This window comes from Bacillus sp. KH172YL63 (genome assembly GCF_011398925.1).
Classification (GTDB): domain Bacteria; phylum Bacillota; class Bacilli; order Bacillales; family Bacillaceae_B; genus Rossellomorea.
In genome coordinates, this window is record NZ_AP022842.1 from 3,133,546 (window position 1) to 3,154,743 (window position 21,198).

The 21,198-nt window shown below is 47.0% G+C and carries 18 protein-coding genes and 1 other annotated feature; of the genes, 1 reads left to right on the forward strand and 17 read right to left on the reverse strand.

The genetic code is table 11. The features are described 5' to 3' along the window. Positions 1–4 precede the first annotated feature (4 nt). The 14 genes from KH172YL63_RS16045 to zapA all read right to left on the reverse strand — a co-directional run bounded on the left by KH172YL63_RS16045 (position 5) and on the right by zapA (position 15,067). Positions 5–934: a lysylphosphatidylglycerol synthase transmembrane domain-containing protein gene (locus KH172YL63_RS16045; protein ID WP_173107048.1), complete on the reverse strand. Its 930-nt coding sequence runs from the start codon at positions 932–934 to the stop codon at positions 5–7. Next, complete coding sequence (locus tag KH172YL63_RS16050) at positions 915–1,868, reverse strand: SDR family NAD(P)-dependent oxidoreductase (RefSeq protein ID WP_173107049.1); 954 nt, start codon at positions 1,866–1,868, stop codon at positions 915–917. Before KH172YL63_RS16050 ends, KH172YL63_RS16045 begins: the two co-directional genes overlap by 20 nt. 166 nt (positions 1,869–2,034) lie before the next feature. After that, a complete protein-coding gene (locus KH172YL63_RS16055; protein WP_173107050.1) occupies positions 2,035–3,210 on the reverse strand; it encodes a hypothetical protein in 1,176 nt (391 codons plus the stop codon). Between the two features lie 240 nt (positions 3,211–3,450). Further along, complete coding sequence (trxA, locus tag KH172YL63_RS16060; RefSeq protein WP_173107051.1) at positions 3,451–3,765, reverse strand: thioredoxin; 315 nt, start codon at positions 3,763–3,765, stop codon at positions 3,451–3,453. A gap of 215 nt (positions 3,766–3,980) precedes the next feature. Beyond that, positions 3,981–4,961: an electron transfer flavoprotein subunit alpha/FixB family protein gene (locus KH172YL63_RS16065; protein WP_173107052.1), complete on the reverse strand. Its 981-nt coding sequence runs from the start codon at positions 4,959–4,961 to the stop codon at positions 3,981–3,983. A 42-nt stretch (positions 4,962–5,003) separates the two neighbouring features. Then, entirely contained in the window at positions 5,004–5,777 is a 774-nt protein-coding gene (locus KH172YL63_RS16070; protein ID WP_173107053.1) for an electron transfer flavoprotein subunit beta/FixA family protein, read from the reverse strand. 141 nt (positions 5,778–5,918) lie between these two features. Then, positions 5,919–6,689: an enoyl-CoA hydratase gene (locus KH172YL63_RS16075; RefSeq protein WP_173107054.1), complete on the reverse strand. Its 771-nt coding sequence runs from the start codon at positions 6,687–6,689 to the stop codon at positions 5,919–5,921. 21 nt (positions 6,690–6,710) lie between these two features. Continuing rightward, positions 6,711–7,298 (reverse strand): fatty acid metabolism transcriptional regulator FadR, encoded by a 588-nt coding sequence (locus KH172YL63_RS16080; protein WP_173107055.1) that lies wholly within the window; start codon positions 7,296–7,298, stop codon positions 6,711–6,713. Positions 7,299–7,433: 135 nt separating this feature from the next. After that, a complete protein-coding gene (locus tag KH172YL63_RS16085) occupies positions 7,434–9,128 on the reverse strand; it encodes a long-chain-fatty-acid--CoA ligase (RefSeq protein ID WP_173107056.1) in 1,695 nt (564 codons plus the stop codon). Positions 9,129–9,473: 345 nt separating this feature from the next. Beyond that, positions 9,474–9,881 carry a DUF350 domain-containing protein gene (locus KH172YL63_RS16090; protein ID WP_173107057.1) on the reverse strand — a complete coding sequence of 136 codons (408 nt, stop codon included), beginning with the start codon at positions 9,879–9,881 and terminating at the stop codon, positions 9,474–9,476. A 98-nt stretch (positions 9,882–9,979) separates the two neighbouring features. Beyond that, positions 9,980–12,337 carry an endonuclease MutS2 gene (locus tag KH172YL63_RS16095; protein WP_173107058.1) on the reverse strand — a complete coding sequence of 786 codons (2,358 nt, stop codon included), beginning with the start codon at positions 12,335–12,337 and terminating at the stop codon, positions 9,980–9,982. A 20-nt stretch (positions 12,338–12,357) separates the two neighbouring features. Continuing rightward, on the reverse strand, positions 12,358–14,067 hold the full coding sequence (gene polX, locus KH172YL63_RS16100) for a DNA polymerase/3'-5' exonuclease PolX (RefSeq protein ID WP_173107059.1): 1,710 nt from the start codon (positions 14,065–14,067) through the stop codon (positions 12,358–12,360). Between the two features lie 192 nt (positions 14,068–14,259). Continuing rightward, complete coding sequence (locus KH172YL63_RS16105; RefSeq protein ID WP_173107060.1) at positions 14,260–14,799, reverse strand: CvpA family protein; 540 nt, start codon at positions 14,797–14,799, stop codon at positions 14,260–14,262. 7 nt (positions 14,800–14,806) lie between these two features. After that, the gene (gene zapA, locus KH172YL63_RS16110) at positions 14,807–15,067 is read right to left on the reverse strand and encodes a cell division protein ZapA (protein WP_173107061.1); all 261 of its coding nucleotides are present in this window, start codon (positions 15,065–15,067) and stop codon (positions 14,807–14,809) included. 131 nt (positions 15,068–15,198) lie between these two features. Here zapA and rnhC point away from each other — a divergent pair, with 131 nt between their 5' ends. Next, complete coding sequence (gene rnhC / locus KH172YL63_RS16115; protein WP_173107062.1) at positions 15,199–16,122, forward strand: ribonuclease HIII; 924 nt, start codon at positions 15,199–15,201, stop codon at positions 16,120–16,122. 362 nt (positions 16,123–16,484) lie between these two features. Here the strand turns inward: rnhC and pheT are convergent, their stop codons facing one another. The 3 genes from pheT to KH172YL63_RS16130 form a co-directional block, all read right to left on the reverse strand. Further along, a complete protein-coding gene (gene pheT, locus KH172YL63_RS16120) occupies positions 16,485–18,899 on the reverse strand; it encodes a phenylalanine--tRNA ligase subunit beta (protein ID WP_173107063.1) in 2,415 nt (804 codons plus the stop codon). A 19-nt stretch (positions 18,900–18,918) separates the two neighbouring features. After that, positions 18,919–19,956, reverse strand: coding sequence for a phenylalanine--tRNA ligase subunit alpha (gene pheS / locus KH172YL63_RS16125; RefSeq protein ID WP_173107064.1), 1,038 nt, complete (start codon positions 19,954–19,956; stop codon positions 18,919–18,921). A gap of 65 nt (positions 19,957–20,021) precedes the next feature. Beyond that, positions 20,022–20,261: a binding site (T-box leader), on the reverse strand. 58 nt (positions 20,262–20,319) lie between these two features. After that, positions 20,320–21,081: a TrmH family RNA methyltransferase gene (locus KH172YL63_RS16130; RefSeq protein WP_173107065.1), complete on the reverse strand. Its 762-nt coding sequence runs from the start codon at positions 21,079–21,081 to the stop codon at positions 20,320–20,322. Positions 21,082–21,198 lie beyond the last annotated feature (117 nt).

Consider the following 21,198-nt stretch of genomic DNA (forward strand, 5'->3'; position numbering starts at 1 on the left):
CCATTCATCCTTTCATCCTGATCCACCGCTTCATTTGTGCGATCGAAACAGGTGCTAATGCAATAACGATTCCTCCAGCGATATACGAAAAGAGGAATTTCAATCCATGACTAAACAATGCCATCGAAAGACCGTCCTTTAACGGGATGCCGATCGAAAGCAGAGCGTAGCTCATGATCGACTCATACGTCCCGATTCCCCCCGGGGCAAATTGGAACATCTGTCCGGCGATCGTGACACTGTTCACCCATATGGCCGCCCACGCAGACAGCGGGTGGTACATGACCGACCCGACGCCGAAAAGGACAGCCCCTTCAAGTATCCAGCTTCCGAGAACGAGACCGGTGATCCCAATGCCCCGCACACCTGACAGCGCGTCTTTCAACATGCTCAGCTGCCGGGCAAGTAACCGGGGGAATACTTTCCACAGAAGAAATCCCCCTCCGGTCACGAGACTTCCCAGTATGATCAATGAATACAAACCCGGCACTTCAAGTGATAATGAAAAAAACGGGAGACCCAATCCAATCAGGAATAGGAGCGACAATGTGTCAATGACCCTGAGGACAAACACTGAGTGGAACGACTTCTCCACAGTAACGTTCTCCCGGTGATGCATCACCATCACACGTAATCCATCGCCTACCTTCAGGGGCAATAAATGATTGAACAGCAGGCTGTAAAACAGGCCGATGAGACAGCTGCTTAATCTCACACTGCCTTTCAGGTACATTTTCCATGCAAGTCCTTTTAAGAGAAATGAAAGGAAATAGATTCCGAGGACGACTGTAATCGTTCCGGGATTGGCGAGCACCCGCCTGCCGGTTTCCATCAGGGATTCTTTATCAAGGTAAACCGAAACCAACAGAATGAATAAACCGAACAGAAGGATACGGACGCCATTAATGGCGAGCTTATAGTACGCTTTGCTCATGTTCTTTCATCCACTCGACCGTCCGCTTGATCCCTTCACTGAATGAAACGGCAGGTGCATAACCGAGAACGTCTTTTGCCTTCCCGATATCCGCCCACGTCGACGTGACATCGCCGACTCTCCTGTCAGTGACCTTCAGTCTGAGCCGTGGAAAATGTACTTTCAATTCATTGATGAGATCCTCCATCGAGACAGGATGGCCGTTTCCGAGATTGAATGTCCCGGTCGCCTCACTTTCAATCGCTTTGCACGTACCGCTGACGATATCATCTATGTATGTATAATCCCTTTTATTTTCAAGGCCGAAGATGGGGATTTCCTCATTCTTCATCAGCTTCTCGATGAATGAATAAATTGCCATGTCCGGTCTTCCCCACGGTCCATATACCGTGAAGAAACGGAGAATCGTCAAGTCCAGGCCGTAGATGGACGCATACGCTTTGCAAAAAGCTTCTGCACCATATTTGGCCGCTGCATAAGGGGACACAACTTCTCCCGTTGCTTCCTCTTCCTTCGAAGGACGCTGATCGATATTCCCATAAACAGATGACGAGGAAGCAAACAGGAATTTCTTCACTCCGCTTTCCCCGGCAAGCTTCAGCGCATTGATGGTCGCTTTGATGTCATAATCCACATATTCATTCGGGACCTCCAGCGAATGGGATACCCCCGGGATTGCTGCAAGATGCACGACACAATCGGCTTGGAAACGCTGAAACACGTCCTGCAACGCTTCTTCATCCACCAGCAGATCCTTCTCTACAAAGGTCACCATTCCCCTTTCTTTCACGTGGGACAGCTGCCTTTTTTTCCTCTCAGGGGAGTAATAAGGGTGAAAACTATCTATTATCAATACTTCATGTTTTTCCTCAAGGAGCTTCCTTGACAGATGGGACCCGATGAAACCTGCGCCCCCGGTAATTATGATCTTCAATTTCTTACACCTCGTACCGTTGCGATTTAACCATCCTATATTGTATCTTACTTTGACGAGAAAGTGAAAAAGGGTTGACCCCTTTATTCGGAAAAAATGCCTGAAATCAAATTCACCGGAACTTGATAACAGACATCCCACCGTTGTACAGGGTCAACCCAAATGACTATTTATTCGCTTTCGCAATCACATCATTCAACATGTTCTCAATGTTCTCTCTGATTGTTTCTGCTTTTTCTTTCTCTTGTGCTTTAACAGCTTCTAAGTAGCTTTGAGCATCTGTTGATAATGTCTGGTACGTTTCTTCTCCAAGCAGGGTCTTGATATCGGAAGAAATCAAATCAATGAACAATGCGCCTTCTAAAGCAGTGATCGTCGATTTATCTTCTCCCCAATTCTCTTCGCTTTCTTCATATTCATGAAGGGCGATTTTCGCGAACCCGCGGATGAACGCGTGGTTGACTGCTTCCGGGTCAAGTGACGCAACGTCTGTTTGCAGGTCGAATTGGCTGTTGATTGCTTCAGCTTCTTCCGGTGCATTTTTCGTCAAGTAGCTCGCAAGCGACTGATAGAATGCCCAGCCCTCTGCCTGCTCTGCTTTGGCAGCCTCAGGGTTTTCCTTCGCTTCTGCCGCTGCTTTCGTAGCATATCCGTTTGGAACCGCACCTGCAGCCAGGTAGAAGGTTTTCATCAACGTTTTATCCACAACTTGTTTTCCAAGCTGGAAGCCAAGCTCATCATCTGCTTCAACCGCTTTTTCGATTTCTTCGAATCCGCCATTGATGGCATCCACCATATTTGTTTCATAAGCCTGATCTCTTTTTTCCACCGTTGATTGAAGGATTTCATAGAATTCTTTCGCTTCTTCGATTTCTTCATTCACTTCTTCTTTATCGCCCCAGTTCTCGGCTACTTCAGTGAATTCATGTTTGATCGTTGTATAGAATACTTTTTGCATTAGTTTATCAAAAATCTGGGCTACGACCACTGAATCAAGGGAGCCGTCTTTGCCTGCAGTCAGGGCAGTTGAAATGTGCTCATCCACTGAATCTTCAAACTCCTGGTCACGCTTTTGCACCAGCTCTTGCAGGTTGTCTGTATAAATCGAGCTGACAAGATCGAAATCGACGTCTTGTCCTTCTTTCGCTTTTGAAAGCTCAGCTTTTGCTTCTTCGAATGAAGCAGCGAAGTCAGCTTCCTCTTCCTTTTCAACCTCATCTGTATCTTGTTGGGAAGAAGTAGTGTCTTTCTCTTCTGTCTTATCGTCTGATCCACAACCAGCCAACACTGTACCTGTCAGAAGGAATGCTGCAAAGATTTTGGTTAACTCTCTCTTTTTCATATGTAAGTACCCCCGAATGTTGTTTAAATGATAATGATTTTCAATTCCATTTCAAATTATAGCGAGAATGATTATCATAGTCAACGCTTTTTGAAAATTTAGTGGACAAAGTTTTTTTCTTTATGAAAGGGCTACCATATTCTGGGGCGAGGCTTGTCTTAGCGGGGCCTGCAGAGCATTCTTTATTGCATAAAAAAACACCGGAATCCCGTGATGGGCCCGGTGTTTCATCCGTAGTGATTATACGTGTTTGTTCAATAATTCAGCAAGAGCTTCCTTAGGTTGGAAACCGATGACTTTGTCTACTACTTCGCCGTCTTTCAGGACAACCAGTGTCGGGATACTCATAACCCCGTATTTACCTGCTGTTTCCTGGTTTTCATCAACGTCGACTTTGACGATTTTCACTTTGTCACCCATATCGCTATCAAGTTCTTCAAGAACTGGAGCGATCATTTTACAAGGTCCACACCAAGGTGCCCAGAAATCCGCAAGTACCAGTCCGGAATTTGTATCAGTTGTGAATGTTTGATCAGTAGAATGTGTAATAGCCATTTATATGCGCCTCCTAAAATCTTTGAATGTAACGTCAGTATACCACCGTTTACAGGGGTATGCCATTAATCTGCTCGTAGCTAATATTCCCTTCCCTATACGGAATATACTACGCCCTAAAAAAATAAGGAGCAGCCAAGGAATCAGCCACACCCTTATTCTTATTATATAGTATGTGTTTACCCAAACACCGCTACTTTAAAACAAGCAGGTGATTATGAAGAAGATACTTTCAGCTTTTTGAATTCTTCTGTCAGCATCGGCACGACCTCGAACAGATCTCCTACGATCCCGTAATCAGCCACGTTAAAGATGTTCGCTTCCGGATCTTTATTGATGGCAACGATGACTTTCGAATTCGACATACCGGCCAAATGCTGGATCGCACCGGAGATACCGCAGGCGATATACAGGTCAGGCGTAACGACTTTACCTGTTTGACCGATCTGTAATGAATAATCACAGTAATCAGCGTCACACGCTCCACGTGATGCTCCGACAGCTCCTCCAAGAACATCTGCAAGCTCTTTAAGAGGGTTGAATCCGTCTTCACTCTTCACGCCGCGTCCTCCGGCGATGATGACCTTCGCTTCAGACAGGTCCACCCCTTCGCTCGCTTTGCGTACAACTTCCTTGATGATTGTGCGTAAATCCTTGATATCGACAGACAGCGCAGAGACTTCACCTGAACGTGATTCGTCCTTCGCCAGTGGCTCAATGTTATTCGGACGGATCGTTGCAAAGATCACACCGTCAGTCACGATCTTCTTCTCAAATGCTTTACCTGAGTAGATCGGTCTTGTAAATACAAGGTTTCCGCCTGCTTCTTCAAGGTCGGTCGCATCGGAAATCAAACCGGTGCTCAGCTTGCTCGCCACTTTCGGTGACAGATCCTTCCCAAGCGCCGTATGTCCGAAAATGATCCCTTCAGGCTTCTCCTGATCAATGACGGAAAGAACCGCTTGTGAATAACCATCCGACGTATATTGCTCCAGCTTGTCGTCTTCTACGACCACGACTTTGTCGGCGCCGTAGTGAATCATTTCTTCACCTAAAGCGCTTACACTTTTGCCAATTAAAACGCCAACTACTTCTCCGCCTTCTGCTACTGTTTTACCTGCCGCAATCGCTTCAAAGGAAACATTACGTAATGAACCGTCCCGAACTTCTCCAAGTACCAATACTTTTCTCGCCATGTTAAATACCCCCTGAATGTTTGTTAATGCTGTGCTCTTGCTTTATATGACTTTCGCTTCATTGCGAAGAAGTGAAACAAGCTCTGATACTTGGGCATCCAAGTCGCCTTCTAATACTTTTCCTGCTTCTTTCTTCGGTGGAAGGTAAATTTCAATCGTTTTTGTTTTCGCTTCTACATCATCTTCATCAAGATCGATGTCATCAAGTTCCAATTCTTCAAGCGGCTTTTTCTTCGCCTTCATGATCCCTGGAAGTGATGGATAGCGTGGTTCGTTCAACCCTTGCTGTGCCGTCACAAGAAGTGGGAGGGATGTTTCGATGACTTCTGAATCCCCTTCTACGTCGCGGGTTACCGTTACGTTTCCGCCATCGATTTCCAACTTCGTGATCGTCGTCACATAAGGGATATCAAGCTGTTCAGCCACACGTGGACCCACTTGTCCTGATCCGCCGTCGATCGCGACATTTCCTGCAAGGATCAAGTCCACTTCCTGCTCTTTCAAATAGTGGGAAAGGATCTTCGCTGTTGTGAATTGATCACCATGATCAAGATCATCTTCCGTATTGATCAGGACCGCTTTATCGGCACCCATTGCCAAAGCCGTTCTGAGCTGCTTTTCGCTTTCTTCTCCGCCAACGGTCACGACCGTCACTTCACCGCCGTGTGCGTCACGGACTTGAATTGCTTCTTCGACTGCATATTCATCGTAAGGATTTATGATAAATTCAGCTCCGTCTTCGGCAATTTGACCGTTTTGGATCGAAATTTTCTCCTCAGTATCAAACGTTCTTTTCAAAAGTACATAGATGTTCATCCTTAAGTCCCTCCTAATAATGTAAACATTCTTTCCCTTAAAAAGATTTCGACAATTTAACCCCTTTGAATGGGCAGCTTGAAAGAATGCTTCTATCAAACTGCCCCTCACTAAGAGTTTACTATATTACTAGAATGTATTCTAGCCTTTAAAGTGCGGTTCTCTCTTTTCTACGAATGCCGAGATTCCTTCTTTGGCATCGGCGGATACGAAGATGTCACCGAAAAGATCCGATTCCCGCTTGACCCCTTCATAGAAGCGGTCATCTTTCGTATAGCTCAATAACTCGATGGCCGCCTTCATGGCACCAGGACTCTTCTTCGCGATCTTATCAGCCATTTCCTTGGCTTTATCAAAAAGCTCATCCTCAGGGTATGCTTTATTTGCAAGACCCCATTGAACCGCTTCTGTACCGGATATCGGTTCGCTCGTCAATAGCATCTCAGCCGCTTTCGCACGGCCTACCAACTTCGGCAAGCGCTGTGAGCCTGCGAATCCGGGAACCAGCCCCAATTGAAGTTCAGGCAGTCCGAGTTTCGCCTTTTCGCTTACAAGACGGATGTGACAGCCCATTGCGAGCTCCAAGCCGCCGCCCAGTGCGGCACCGTGGATGGCTGCGATGATCGGCTTCGGAAAGTTCTCCATCCGTTCGAACACATCCTGACCCTTTTTCGCCAACTGAGAGAATTCCTCTCCCGTTTCAATGGTCGTAAATTCTTTAATATCAGCGCCTGCCGAGAAGAATCGTCCTTCACCTTTCAGCAGGATCACCCTGACTTCCGGGTTATGCTCGAGTTCATCCAGGACGGCATCGATTTCTTTGATCAGGCCGCTCGCCAATGCATTAGCGGGAGGTCTTTGGATTTGGACCGATGCGACGTGCCCTTCTACAACCCATGATAAACTTTCCATCTCTCTTCCCCCTACACGAAATTAGTTCCTGCCTCCACATCCATGAAGCAACAGCTTGTGAATCGCAGGGACTTGAGCCATTAAATCATACTTCTGATCATTCATCACCCATGTCGTCACCATTTCATCCAACGTGCCAAAAATCATCTGCCGTGCAAGACGGACATCCAGGTCCTCCGAAAATTCCCCGGACTCCATCCCGCTGATCAGGATTTTATCGACGAGTTGAAGATACCCCTTTAACACATCATTGATCTTCAGGCGGATCTCTTTATTCGACTGCCTGAGTTCGAGCTGCGTGACAATGGCAAGGTGATGATCATCCGACATAATTCTGCAGTGATTTTCGATCATCACTAATAATTTCTCGGAAACTGTCTGTTTTCCTGCAATAACTTCTTCAATTTTTTCTACAAAGAGAACCATCTTTTCTTGAAATAAAGAAATCAGGATATCTTCTTTATTTTTGAAATAAAGATATATCGTGCCATCGGCCACTCCTGCCTGCTTCGCAATCTTGGACACTTGCGCCTGATGGTAGCCATTTTCTGCGATCACAATCACAGCGGCATCGATGATCTGTTTGTATTTAGGTTTATTTCGTTTCATATGTTCTTGACCTGCCTTAACAAAATATGAATGACCATTCATTCATATTTTTATAATAAAATGTTTCTCAATGATTGTCAAGAATAGAAAGCCTGTCCCATTCCCCCACAAAAAGAAAAACCAATGCGTATCAGTTTAACTTGTTTTCTGTTCATTATCCAGCTTTTGACGCTCTTCTTCCACCAGCGCCCTGCGCAAGATTTTCCCTACGGCCGTTTTCGGCAGTTCTTTTCTAAATTCATATATCCGCGGGACTTTGTAGGCTGCAAGGTATTTGCGGGAATATTCGTTCAGCTCTTCCTCTGTTAAAGACTCCCCTTCTTTCAGGACAACGTATGCCTTTACGGTCTCTCCCCGATACGGATCAGGCACGCCTGCCGCTACAACTTCCTGGATTGCAGGATGTTCATAAAGGACCTCTTCAATCTCCCTTGGATAGATGTTGAAGCCTCCGGCAATGATCATATCCTTCTTACGGTCGACCACATAGAAGTAACCCCTCTCATCCATATAGCCAAGATCCCCTGTAAGGAGCCATCCGTCCTTTAACGTTTGAGCCGTTTCCTCCGGCCGGTTCCAATATCCTTTCATGACCTGAGGACCTTTGACGACGATTTCACCGATTTCATTCGGAGGCAGCGGTTCGCCCGTTTCCATTGAAAAGACTGCGCTCTCAGTACCCGGCCACGGAACCCCGATGCTTCCTTTGATTCTCTCTTTGTCCCAAAGGAAATTGGAATGGGTGACGGGGGATGATTCGGTTAATCCGTATCCTTCTACAAGCTTCCCACCTGTGACGTCTTCGAATTGCTGCTGCACTTCCACCGGCAGCGGTGCACTTCCACTGAGACATGAATCGATCGATGACAGATCATATTTTTTAATATCCGGATGATTCAATAAACCGATATAAATGGTCGGCGCGCCTGGAAACAGGGTCGGCTTTTGTTTCTGAATCGTCTTCAGCGTTGTTTCAGGATCAAACTTTGGAAGCAGGATCATTTTATATCCCTGCATGATCGACAGGATCAGAACGGCAGTCATTCCGTACACATGAAAGAATGGCAGGATCCCAAGCATCCTTTCTTCCCCTTTTTGACACTTATAAAGCCATTGATCACACATGGAAGCATTCGCCACCAGGTTTTTATGCGTCAGCATGACACCTTTCGGGAAACCTGTCGTACCGCCAGTGTATTGTAAAAGAGCTAAATCCTCTTCAAAATCGAATGGTTCTTCCCTGACATCCGTTCCAGCCGTTTTCATGATTTCTGTAAACAGATGGTTCTGTCCGGAATGATTGACTTTCACGACGATGCCATATTGTTTCTTTTGTATAAATGGATAAATGAAGTTCTTTGGAAATGGAAGATAATCTTTGATAGCGGTTACAATAATGTGTTCAAGATCGGTATCCTTCATCACTTTCGATACCCTCGGATATAAAATATCAAGGGTGAGGATCACCTTTGCGCCCGAATCCTTCATTTGGTATTCGATTTCCCTTTCCATATACAATGGATTCGTTTGGACGACGACTCCGCCTGCATAAAGGATCCCGTAATAGGCGATGACCGACTGTGGTGTATTCGGCAGCATGATCGCCACCCGGTCGCCTTTTTGGATACCCAGTGTTTGAAGATAGCTGGCGAACCTGAGGGCAGACCTGTAAAGTTCCTCGTAGCTCATTTCTTTCCCCATGAAATGAATCGCTGCCTTCTCCCCGTAAAGGGTTGCGGCTTCGGATAAATAGGATTGTAACGGCTTTGGTGTTAGATCCACCTCGGCCGGTATCTCCGCCGGATATTCAGCAAGCCATGGTTTGTTCATTGCATTCCCTCCTTACTGATTTTTTAGAAAATTCCTTCTATTCATTATTATAATATAAGGGGACTTCAGTTACAATTTGATTTGAAGATGTGACGTACTTTCTTCCTAGTTGGGAAGGTGAGGGGATAATTGTGGTAAGGTTTGCTTCTTCAAGATCGGCTGTCGTCCCTGCCTTTTAAAGACAACAAAAAAGACTGCCTATAAAACTATATGACAGTCTGTTTGTACACAATTATGATATGGGGGTGATTTATGCAAAGAACAGCATATAGATGATGCCGACCAGGATAAAGACCCCGCACAGGGTGAGTAGTACCTTCGCTAATGTTTCCATATTCCCTCTCCTTACGAAATGCCTGCTCCTATGACATACGACAGGCCGACTGAAATCACCAGTGAAATAAAACCGACAGCCCGGTTATCATTCTCTATTTCTTCATCAATTTTAAACTTTGGCGTGAGGAATTCATAGATGAAATATCCGATCAGCAACAGGACGAAGCCGAACACGCCCCATCCGATCGTGGTCAGGATCGTATCGTTGTGGGAGATGGAATGGCGGAAAATATTCGCGATCCCGAATATTTTCCCGCCAGTTGCCATCGCCACCGCCATATTGCCTTTTTTGATTTCTTCCCAGTTTCTATATTTCGTAACCAGTTCAAAGACGGCGAGGAATAACACCATGCATAAGATGACCACACTGTAGTTCCCTGCCGTTTGAACAAATTCATTCTCCCAAAAGTTCTCCATTGGAAAGCTCCCTTACTCCTGTTATTTAAGCGTAATGGGCGTGGGGTACGTCTAACCCCACAGCTCATGACGTTAAGTTGATCCATAGTACAACCGAACTATTTAAATTGAACGACCGTCACACCGGTTCCGCCTTCTCCGGCGTCGCCGAAGCGGGTGCCTTTTACTGATCGGTGGTTTTTCAAGTATTCCTGAACACCCTGCCTTAAAGCCCCAGTACCTTTACCATGGATGATTGACACTTGCGGGTAGCCGGCAAGCAGTGCATCATCGATATACTTTTCGACTCTTGAAAGGGCATTGTCATATCGTTCACCACGGAGGTCAAGCTCAAGGCTGACGTGGAAGTCCTTTCCTTTCACGGTGGCAAGCGGCTTGGTTTCGACCTTTTGCTGTGACTGGATGAACTCGAGGTCCGATTCCTTGACCTTCATCTTCATGATCCCCATCTGTACCTGCCATTCTTTCGCCGATACCCGTTCAACGAGGTGGCCTTTCTGATCGAAGCTGAGCACTTTGACTTCGTCACCCGGCTTCAGCTCCCGGGTCGCTTGACTGGTCTTTTTCTTCGGCCCTGATGTTTTCAAAGTCGGAATCGCTTCTTCGAGTTGCTTTTTTGCCTGGATTAATTCATGTTCTTTGATCTGGGCAGACTTTTCGTGCTGCATCTTCCGAAGGTCCTTGATCACCTGTTCGGCTTCCGCTCTCGCTTTTTCAACGACTTCGGTCGCTTTTTGCTGGGCTTTCTCATAGAGGGAGTCTTTCTTTTCATAGTACTCCATCATTTGCTTCTGCATATCTTTATGCATCTTTTCAGCCTGTCTTAACAGCTCATGGGCTTCTTCAAGTTCACGTTCCCCCTGGCGTCTGCTGTCTTCTAGTGATGCAATCATATTCTCGACTTCTTTGCTGTCGGTGCCGATATGGGACTTGGCACGCTGAATGACCCTGTCGGTTAATCCGAGCCGCTTTGAAATGTCAAAGGCATTGCTTCGTCCTGGTACACCGAGCAACAGCTTATAGGTGGGACTCAGGGTTTCCACATTGAATTCCACGCTCGCATTCACGACGCCTTCACGGTTATAGCCGTACGCTTTCAGCTCAGGATAGTGGGTGGTCGCAACGACCCTCGCCCCTGTTGCATGCACTTCATCCAGGATGGAAATCGCCAGTGCCGCTCCTTCTTGGGGATCGGTTCCTGCACCAAGCTCATCAAACAGCACCAGGCTTTCGTGATCCACTTTCTTCAGGATGTCGACGATGTTGACCATATGGGATGAAAATGTACTCAAGCTTTGCTCGATGGACTGTTCGTCTCCGATGTCGGCGTAGATCGTCCGGAATATCCCCACTTCCGAGCCGTCCAGTGCCGGGATCGGAAGACCGGATTGTGCCATGAGGCTCGTCAATCCCAGTGTCTTCAGGGTGACCGTCTTCCCCCCTGTATTCGGACCGGTGATGACGATCGATGAAAATTCATCCCCCAGTTCGATGTCATTTGCTACTGCTTCATCGATCGGCAATAGTGGATGACGGGCTTTATTCAGCTTGATCCGCCGCTCATTGTTGATGACCGGCTTCGAGCCTTTGATGGACCTTCCGAACTTTGCTTTCGTGAACATAAAATCGATGTCGGACAGGACGCTTACGATCAAGAGCAGTTCCTCTCCTGATTCCTGCACGCTCAGAGTAAGCTCCTGAAGGATCTTTTCGATTTCTGTCTGTTCTTTCAGGCGCAGCTCACGGAGTTGATTATTCAGCTGGACGATCGCTTCAGGCTCGATGAACAATGTTTGACCGGATGATGATTGATCATGGATAATCCCGCCGTATTGCCCTCTGTACTCCTGCTTGACCGGGATCACGTAGCGGTCGTTCCGTATCGTGATAATCGCGTCAGACAGCATCTTCTGGGCATTCGAGCCTCGGATCATCCGCTCGAGCTTCTCCCGGATCCGGCCTTCGTTCGCACGGAGCTGGGTCCGGATCGAGCGCAGTGTCTCACTTGCTGTATCAAGGATTTCACCGTTCTCATCCACGACTTTCCGGATATCCTGCTCCAGCTGTGGAAGGGGGATGACCGTACCGATTTTCTCCTGAAGAAGGGGAATCTCCACTTCTTCTTCAAGCAATTCGTCTACGAACAGCGTCATCTTCCTGCTTGCCCGTATCGTGCTTGCTACCTGTATGAATTCAGACGGTGAAAGCATACTGCCGATTTGTGCACGCTTCACGTGGGGGCGGATGTCAAAGATCCCGCCAAGTGGCGCATGCCCTTTCAAACGGAGGATCGTCATCGCTTCATCGGTCTCTTCGTGCAGCGCGGTGATTTCCTCATATTCAACCGAAGGAATGAGGGCTGAAACCCGGGCGTGCCCAAGGGCAGAGGCAGCATATTCCTTCAATAATTCTTTTATCTTATCAAACTCCAATGTCTTTAACACTTTTGCATTCACGGGTTGGATTCCACCTTTTATCAGTTTCGCTTAATAAATTTCAGCAGCTCTTGCGTGTCCCATGTGTTGATGACTGTATCCTTCTTGATCCAGCCTTTGCGAGCAGTCCCGATCCCGACCTCCATAAACGGAAGATGATCGGTGCTGTGAGCGTCTGTATTGATGACAAGCTTCACGCCCTGCTCCTGGGCTTTGCGGATATTTTCAGCAGACAGATCCAGTCGGTTTGGGTTTGCATTGAGCTCTAACGCCGTACCGGTCTCTTTCGCCAGTTGAATAAGCAGGTCCATATCCACTGCGTATCCTTCCCTGCGGCCGATGATCCGTCCGGTCGGATGGGCAATAATATCCACGTGGGCACTTTTCAGGGCCGTGGTCAGTCTTTCCATGATTTGATCTTGAGATTGAGAGAAGCTCGAGTGGATCGAGGCAATCACAAGATCCACCTGTTCGAGCACTTCATCGTCATAGTCCAACGTACCGTCAGGAAGAATGTCCATTTCTATGCCTGAAAGCACCTCTATATCGTCATATTTCTGATTGATTTCCTTGATTTCTTCGATCTGTTTCAGCAACCGTTCAGGCGTCAGCCCGTTTGCTACCCGCAAATATTGGGAGTGGTCTGTGATCGCCATATATTGATAGCCTTTCGCACGGCACGCCTCGACCATTTCCTCTATGGAAAACGCCCCGTCTGACCAGGTTGTATGCATATGAAGATCACCTTTAATATCCTCTAATGAAAGAAGCGGGTAATCAGAGCCGAACTCATCCACCTCTTTCCCGTCTTCCCTTAACTCAGGCGGGATGAAAGGCAAATTGAAATGATGGTAAAAATCTTCTTCAGAATCAAATGTCTTGATTTCACCTGTTTCACTATTTTCAACACCATATTCACTGATCTTCTCTCCACGCTCCTTCGCCAGCTGGCGCATGCGGACGTTATGATCCTTCGAACCGGTAAAATGATGAAGGGTCGTAGCGAATTCTTCAGGCTTCACGATCCTGAAATCGATGCTTACGTCCCAATTGTAAGACAGTGTCAACGACACCTTCGTCTCTCCGGCAGCAATCGTTTCAACGATATTCGGAAGCTTCAAGAGATCTTCCTTTACCGCCTGTGGTGAATCGGTTGAAATGATGAAATCCAGATCCTTGATCGTCTCCCTCATCCTTCTCAGGCTTCCTGCCCGGGAAAACGTGCGAACACTGTCGAGTTCAGACAGATAGGACTCGATTTCAGCGGCGATGCCCATCATGAACGCGATTGGAAGGCGGTCCGGTCTCTTTCCGACCTGCTCGATCGCAGCCAGGATCTTTTCCTCAGACTTCTTCCCGAATCCTGCGAGCGCCTGGATTTTATTCGCTTTGCACGCTTCCTCCAGGTCTTTGATGCTTTCAACCCCAAGCTCACTATACAATTTCGCGATTTTCTTCCCGCCGAGACCCGGCAATTGAAGAAGCGGGATGAGACCTTGCGGGACCTCTTCCTTCAATTCTTCCAGAACGGAAGAGGTGCCTTCCTTTATGTATTCTTCGATGACACCTGCCGTCCCTTTCCCGATCCCGGAAATCTTTGTAAAATCACTGATCTCCTGCAGGCTCCGGTCGTCATTCTCAAGTGCAGCCGCAGCTTTCCGGTAAGCTGATATCTTAAAAGAATTCTCACCTTTCAGTTCCATATATATCGCAATGTTCTCTAATAATTTGATAATATCTTTTTTATTCATCGTATCCACCCGCCATCTTATAATTGAAGAGTTTCCTGTGTCCTGCCATGAAGGCGCACATCCGTGCCACAATGGCTGACACTCCCTCTATATAGTAGCAAACTTGATATAAAAAGAAAAAAGACTGACATATAAGTTGAACATTTTCAGTCCTTAACGAACAGATGTTGCATACTTATAGTCAGCCCTTTTTCAGCCTACATATTCAATCCACCAGTCCTTCACCATATCAGAGAAAACCGGGGTATGTTTCACCATCGCCTGCGCAATGAAAGAGTCATTGATGAGTGTCTGAACCGACTCGATCGGCAATAATACAGCAATAAATAATAGAATGAATATCATTAAGTACGATTCGATAAAACCAAGGACCCCACCGCCCAGTACGTTCAACTGCCTTAACAGAGGCAGATGTGCGACAAAATCAAGCATCGATCCGATGATCTGCAAGATGATCCGTGATGCGAAGAAAATCATCGCAAACGCGATCACCCGGTAGTAGGCGTCGTCCAGATTGGTCGATTCAAAAATCATATTTAACGTAGACTGCTCATCCAGCACAGGATAAGGAATCCATAGTGTTAACTTCGGTGCAAGCTGATCATAATATATGTATGCTACAATAAAAGAAACAATAAATCCGAATATGTGGATAACCTGCAAAATAAATCCACGTCTTAGACCTATGAAGAATCCCATAATCAGGATAATCAACAAAGCTAAATCCAGCATCTTTTTTTCAATCCCTTAATCGTTTAATTTCCCGCTCCAGCTCTTCAAACTTCTCTTGCAGTTTGAGATAATCATTTACGGCATTCACCGCTGTCAGCACAGCAAGCCGGCTTGTATCGAGAGACGGATTCATGGAGTTGATCTCTCTCATTTTGTCATCTACTTTAGAACAGACAAATCGAATCTGACTTGTTGATTCAGTGCCAACAATCGTATATTGTTGTCCATATATGTCTACCGTGGTGCGATTTTTTTGTTCTTCAGACAATCTGAAAGCCCCCCATCCTTAAGAATCCTACACATAATCATACCATGAAATCTTTTGATTTTGGAAGGAATTTGTCATATCAGCTCACATTTTTTATAAAACAATAGAACTTTGTCTAAGGAGAGAGAAACGTGGCTAATACCGTCATACAAACAACGAAAGCAACAATCGATAAAATGAAAGACCATTACAAAGGAGTGCTTGTGGACAAACTGCCGCCGGGTGCCCTGTTTGTAGCCAAGCCGTCAGGATGTACCGTCACCGCCTACAAATCAGGAAAGGTGCTGTTCCAGGGGGCAAACGGCGAAGGAGAAGCAAGTCAGTGGGGAACAAGCCAGCCGCCGAAGGTCAAATCCGCTGCGAAAGGATCGACATCATTACCGGAAAACTTCGCCAACTGGTCGGTCATCGGATCTGATGAAGTCGGCACCGGCGATTTCTTCGGCCCCATCACCGTGGTGAGTGCCTACGTCAAAAAAGAGCACATCCCCCTCATGAAGGAACTCGGGGTCAAAGATTCAAAAAACCTGACAGACGCACAGATCGTCACGATCGCCAAAGACTTGATCGCAACCATCCCCTACTCACTGCTGATCCTGCACAACCCGAAATACAACGAACTGCAGGAAAAAGGGATGACACAAGGCAAGATGAAGGCACTCCTTCACAACCAGGCCATCCTGAAGCTGCTGGAAAAAATGGCGCCAGAACAACCAGAGGGCATCCTGATCGACCAATTCGTCGAGAAAAATACATACTTCAAACACATCGCCAACCAAAAGAACATCCAGCGGGACCGGGTGTACTTCAGCACAAAAGGCGAAAGCATCCACCTCGCCGTCGCCGCCGCTTCCATCATCGCCCGCTACGCCTTCCTGAAGGAAATGGACAAGCTGAGTGAAAAAGCAGGCGTCACCATCCCGAAAGGCGCCGGCAATCATGTAGACGTCGCCGCCGCCAAGATCATTAAACGAAAAGGCGTCGAGGAATTAAAGACGATGACGAAATGGCATTTTGCGAATAGTGAGAAGGCGATGAGATTGGCTAGGAAATAGAGAAGAATCCGCATCGGTTGGGCCGGTGCGGGTTTTTTTGTTTGTCAGTTGATTATTTCGTTTGGTTTGCCTGTTAAATTTGGTGGTTTTTTTGTCAGTTGAAGTTTGAGAGGATTTTGACTGTTGAAAATGGGAATATTTTTGTCAGTTGAATTTCTCCTGTGGTTTGCCTGTTAAAAATAACGGGATATTCAACTGACAAAACTCCCCCTTATTTTGCCTGACAAATAGATGCATATAATCAACTGACAAACCATCACCTCACCACACCAAAAGGGAAATATATACAATATCCCACCCGACCCACCCCATAAAAAAAAGACGCCGGACACTCCCCGTGTCCGGCATCTCCTTGATCAGGTTTAGCCTCTCAGCTCTGCTCCTGCTTTTTCTTTTACTGCTGCAAGTACTTTGTCGTGTACTTTTACTACTTCTTCGTCGGTTAGTGTTTTTTCCGGGTCGAAGTATTTTAGTGAGAAGGCAAGGGATTTTTTCCCGGCTTCCATATGTTCGCCTTCGTAAAGGTCGAAGACGGATACTTCTTTCAGGAGTTTGCCTCCTGCTTCTTTGATGATGGTGTTGAGCTGTCCGGCTTTCACTTCTGTGTCCACGACAAGGGCGATGTCTCTTGTGATGGATGGGTGACGCGGGATCGGTGTGTAGCTTAGTGCAGGCTTCTCATAGTGGAAAATAGGTGAAGCCTTCAGTTCGAAAACGTATGTTTCGTTGAGGTCCAGTTCTTTTTCCGCTTCTGGGTGGATGGCGCCTACAAAGCCGATGACTTCGTCGTCGAGAAGGATTTCAGCCGTTCTTCCAGGGTGCATGCCTTCAACAGTTGCCTGGCGGTAAGAGATGGCGTGTGCGACGCCGATTTCTTCGAATAAGCCTTCCAGGATTCCTTTTGCTACGTAGAAGTCTGCCGCTTTTTTCTCTCCCTGCCAAGGGTGTAGATGCCACAGGCCTGTGAGTGCGCCTGCGATGTGTTCTTCTTCTCTAGGAAGTTCTTCGCCTGATTCGCTCAGGAATACGGATCCCACTTCGTAGAAGGCAAGTGAGTCGTTTTGACGTGCTTTGTTATATGAGATGACTTCCAGCAATTGCGGGATGATGCTGAGGCGAAGGTTGCTTCGCTCTTCACTCATCGGCATCAATAGGCGGACCGGTTCTTTTACGTCCAGTGCGTATTGGGTTGCTTTTTTGTCATTTGTCAGTGAGTACGTGATTGCCTGAAGGAGACCGGCTCCTTCCAGGTAGCGGCGTACCGTACGGCGTTTCAGTTGGTGATTGGAAAGTCCACCTGGTGTTGCTTCACCTTCCGGCAGCGTCATTGGAAGGTTGTCGTATCCGTAAAGACGTGCTACTTCTTCAAGCAGGTCTTCAGGGATCGTGATGTCTCCCCTTCTTGTCGGTGCTGTCACGGTGAAAGTATCGCCGTTCACTTCCAGATCGAATTGCAGGCGGCGGAAGATGTCTTCCACGGTTTCTGCAGTGATGGATGTACCGAGTGACGCATTGATTTTATCAAGGGTGATGTCCACTTTGGCAGGCTGGATGTCGATTTCGTTGAATAAAACAGTTCCTTCAAGGACTTCTCCGCCTGCGTATTCAGCCATAAGTTGTGCCGCTCTTTCTCCTGCTTTCAGGACGCGGTCGGGATCGACTCCCTTTTCGTAGCGGGTGCTCGCTTCGCTTCTGAGACCGTGGTCTTTGGATGCACCCCTTACGATCGCGCCTGTGAAGTATGCTGCTTCAAGGAGAACGGTCGTTGTGTCTTGTTGAACCTCTGAGTTCGCTCCACCCATGACGCCGGCAAGGGCAACTGGTTCTGATCCGTTTGTGATGACGAGCTGGCTGCTTGAAAGGGTTCTTTCTGCATCATCAAGCGTCACGATGGTTTCTCCATCTTTCGCACGGCGGACAAGGATTTCTTTTGAGCCGAGGCGGTCGTAGTCGAACGCGTGCAGCGGCTGGCCGTATTCCAACAATACATAGTTGGTGATATCCACGACGTTGTTATGCGGACGGATCCCTGCTGAGATCAGTGCGTTTTGCATCCACAGCGGGGACGGACCGATTTTGACGTTTTTGATGATTTTCGCACCGTATAGCGGGTTATCTTCCTTCGCTTCTACGTTGACGGATACGTAATCAGAAGCCTTTTCGCTGGCTTCAGATACAGCCGTCTGTGGAAGCACCACGTCTCGGTAAAGAATTGCTGCGACTTCATATGCCACACCAAGCATGCTGAGGCAATCGGAACGGTTTGGCGTTAAGCCGAGTTCAAGGATGGCATCATCAAGGTTTAATAATGCAACGGCGTCCTTCCCTACTTCTGCATCCTCTTCGAACACGTAAATGCCTTCTGCGTGCCCTTTCGGTACGAGCTTGCTTTCGACCCCTAGCTCCTGAAGGGAACAGATCATGCCGTGTGATGCTTCTCCGCGAAGCTTGGCTTTTTTGATTTTGAAATTACCTGGAAGCACAGCGCCCACTTTTGCAACGGCCACTTTTTGACCTTTGGCGACGTTTGGTGCACCGCAGATGATTTGGACTGGTTCTTCTTCACCTACGTCCACCAGGCATTTATTCAATTTGTCTGCATCCGGGTGTGGTTCGCATTGTAAAACATGACCGACGACCACATTTTTGATGCCTTCTCCGATTCGTTCGACACCTTCCACCTCGATGCCGCTTCTCGTGATTTTTTCTGCTAATTCTTCTGGTGTTGTACCGGATAAATCTACGTAATTCTCTAACCATTTATATGAAACAAACATGTGTTAGTACCTCCTTCGTTTATTCTTTCGTTCCGAACTGTGTGACAAAGCGCGTATCATTTGTGTAGAAATGACGGATATCATCGATTCCGTATTTCAGCATGGCGATCCGCTCTGGTCCCATTCCGAATGCGAATCCAGTGTATTTCTTAGAATCGAATCCTGCCATTTCAAGTACGTTCGGGTGGACCATCCCTGCACCAAGGATTTCGATCCAGCCGGTTCCTTTACAGACACGGCAGCCTTTTCCACCACAGATTTTACAAGAGATATCCATCTCGACGGAAGGCTCTGTGAATGGGAAGAAGCTCGGGCGAAGGCGGATTTCACGATCTTCACCGAACATTTTCTTGGCAAACACGTTCAGTGTTCCTTTCAGGTCGCTCATGCGGATGTTTTCATCGATCACAAGTCCTTCGATCTGGGTGAATTGATGGGAGTGGGTCGCATCATCCGTATCACGGCGATACACTTTACCCGGGCAGATGATCTTGATCGGACCGTTGCCTTTTGCAAGTTCCATCGTTCTTGCCTGTACAGGTGAAGTATGTGTACGCAGCAGCGTTTCTTCTGTGATATAGAATGAATCCTGCATGTCACGGGCCGGATGTCCTTTCGGAAGGTTCAGCGCTTCGAAGTTATAGTAATCCTTCTCGACTTCCGGACCTTCAGCAACCGAGTAGCCCATGCCGATGAAGAGGTCTTCGATTTCTTCGACAATCATCGTCAGCGGATGATGATTCCCCTTCTTCACCGGACGGCCAGGCAGGGTGACGTCGATTGTTTCAGACGCAAGCTTCTTCTCGACAGCCTCTTTTTCAAGGACAGCCTGCTTCGCTTCGATCGTTTCAGTGATGGCGCCACGGACTTCGTTTGCAAGTGCCCCCATTTTCGGGCGTTCTTCTGCAGACAGTTTCCCCATGCCTTTCAACGCTTCAGTGACAGGACCTTTTTTACCGAGGTATGCAACACGGATCGCGTTCAATTCTTTCAGATCAGCTGCTTCATTTACCTTTTCGATTGCTTCTTGTTGAAGGGATCGTAATTTATCCTCCATTATTCTTCCTCCTTTAATGTATATCGTCCGAAAGGGGTCTGGACAAATAAAAAAACCCCATCCCAAAAAGGGACGAGGTTTATATCGCGGTACCACCCTTATAAGTATATCCACAGGGGGATACACTCACTTCATTCGGATAACGGCTTTGCCGGTGCATCTTTACATTCAGCGAACTGAATGGTCCCGATGCCAACTCGAGAGGTGAAATCTTCGCATCACGGTTTCTTAAGAATGCTTTCAGTCCAGGACATTCTCTCCCTTAAAGAAGTGCATGTGCTACTTTCCTCTTTCAACGTTTTTAAGTTATATGTGCATTATTATAGTGAATTTCAAGGTAAATTTCAAACCTTTTCAGGAAATTCACTGCCCATTTTTAAAATAGTAAAGCAAAACGCCGGCGGCAATCGCCACATTCAACGATTCGCTTTTTCCATAGATGGGGATGTAGAGGTTCTGATCGGTTTCAGTCAACAGTTCCTTCGTCATCCCGTTCCCTTCATTTCCGACGATGAGGGCATATGTGGATCCTGGCTTCACCCCGGTATACTCAATGCCGTTTTCAAGGGCTGTCCCGTAAACCGGAATGCTGCGCTCCTTCATTTCATCAATGACGTCTGAAAGATCACGTCTCACAAGCGGGATATGGAAATGGGCTCCTTGCGCTGAGCGGAGTACTTTAGGGTTATAAGGGTCCACCGTCCCTTTTCCGAGCACAACCATATCAATTCCGGCTGCATCTGCCGTGCGGATGATCGTCCCGATATTCCCGGGATCCTGTAGTCCATCTAGGAGCATGAACGTTTTCGCTTCCTTCGTATCATGCTCATCTTCTTTCTGCTTACAGATCGCAAAGATCCCCTGTGGCGTCTCCGTATCAGACAGCACTTTCCCCACTTCAGCTGAAACCATCGTGACAGGCACCTCATCGACGGTCCACTTTTGCGGCATATCGACTCCTTCCACCACAATCAGTTCAAGGACCGTGCCGCTTTGCTTTAACGCTTCCTCCACGAGATGAAAGCCTTCAATGATATATGTACGAGTAAGATCTCGTTCCTTTTTCGTCAACAGCTTCTTCCACTGCTTCACAACAGGATTTTTCGAGGATTGAATATACTTCAATCGTATCCGCTCCTTTTGATTACTATTCAAGCTCTCATTATACCTTAACTTTCATACATAATAAATTCAATTTGAGACATGATAACAATGAATTCCTCAACCTATCAAAAAGGAGAA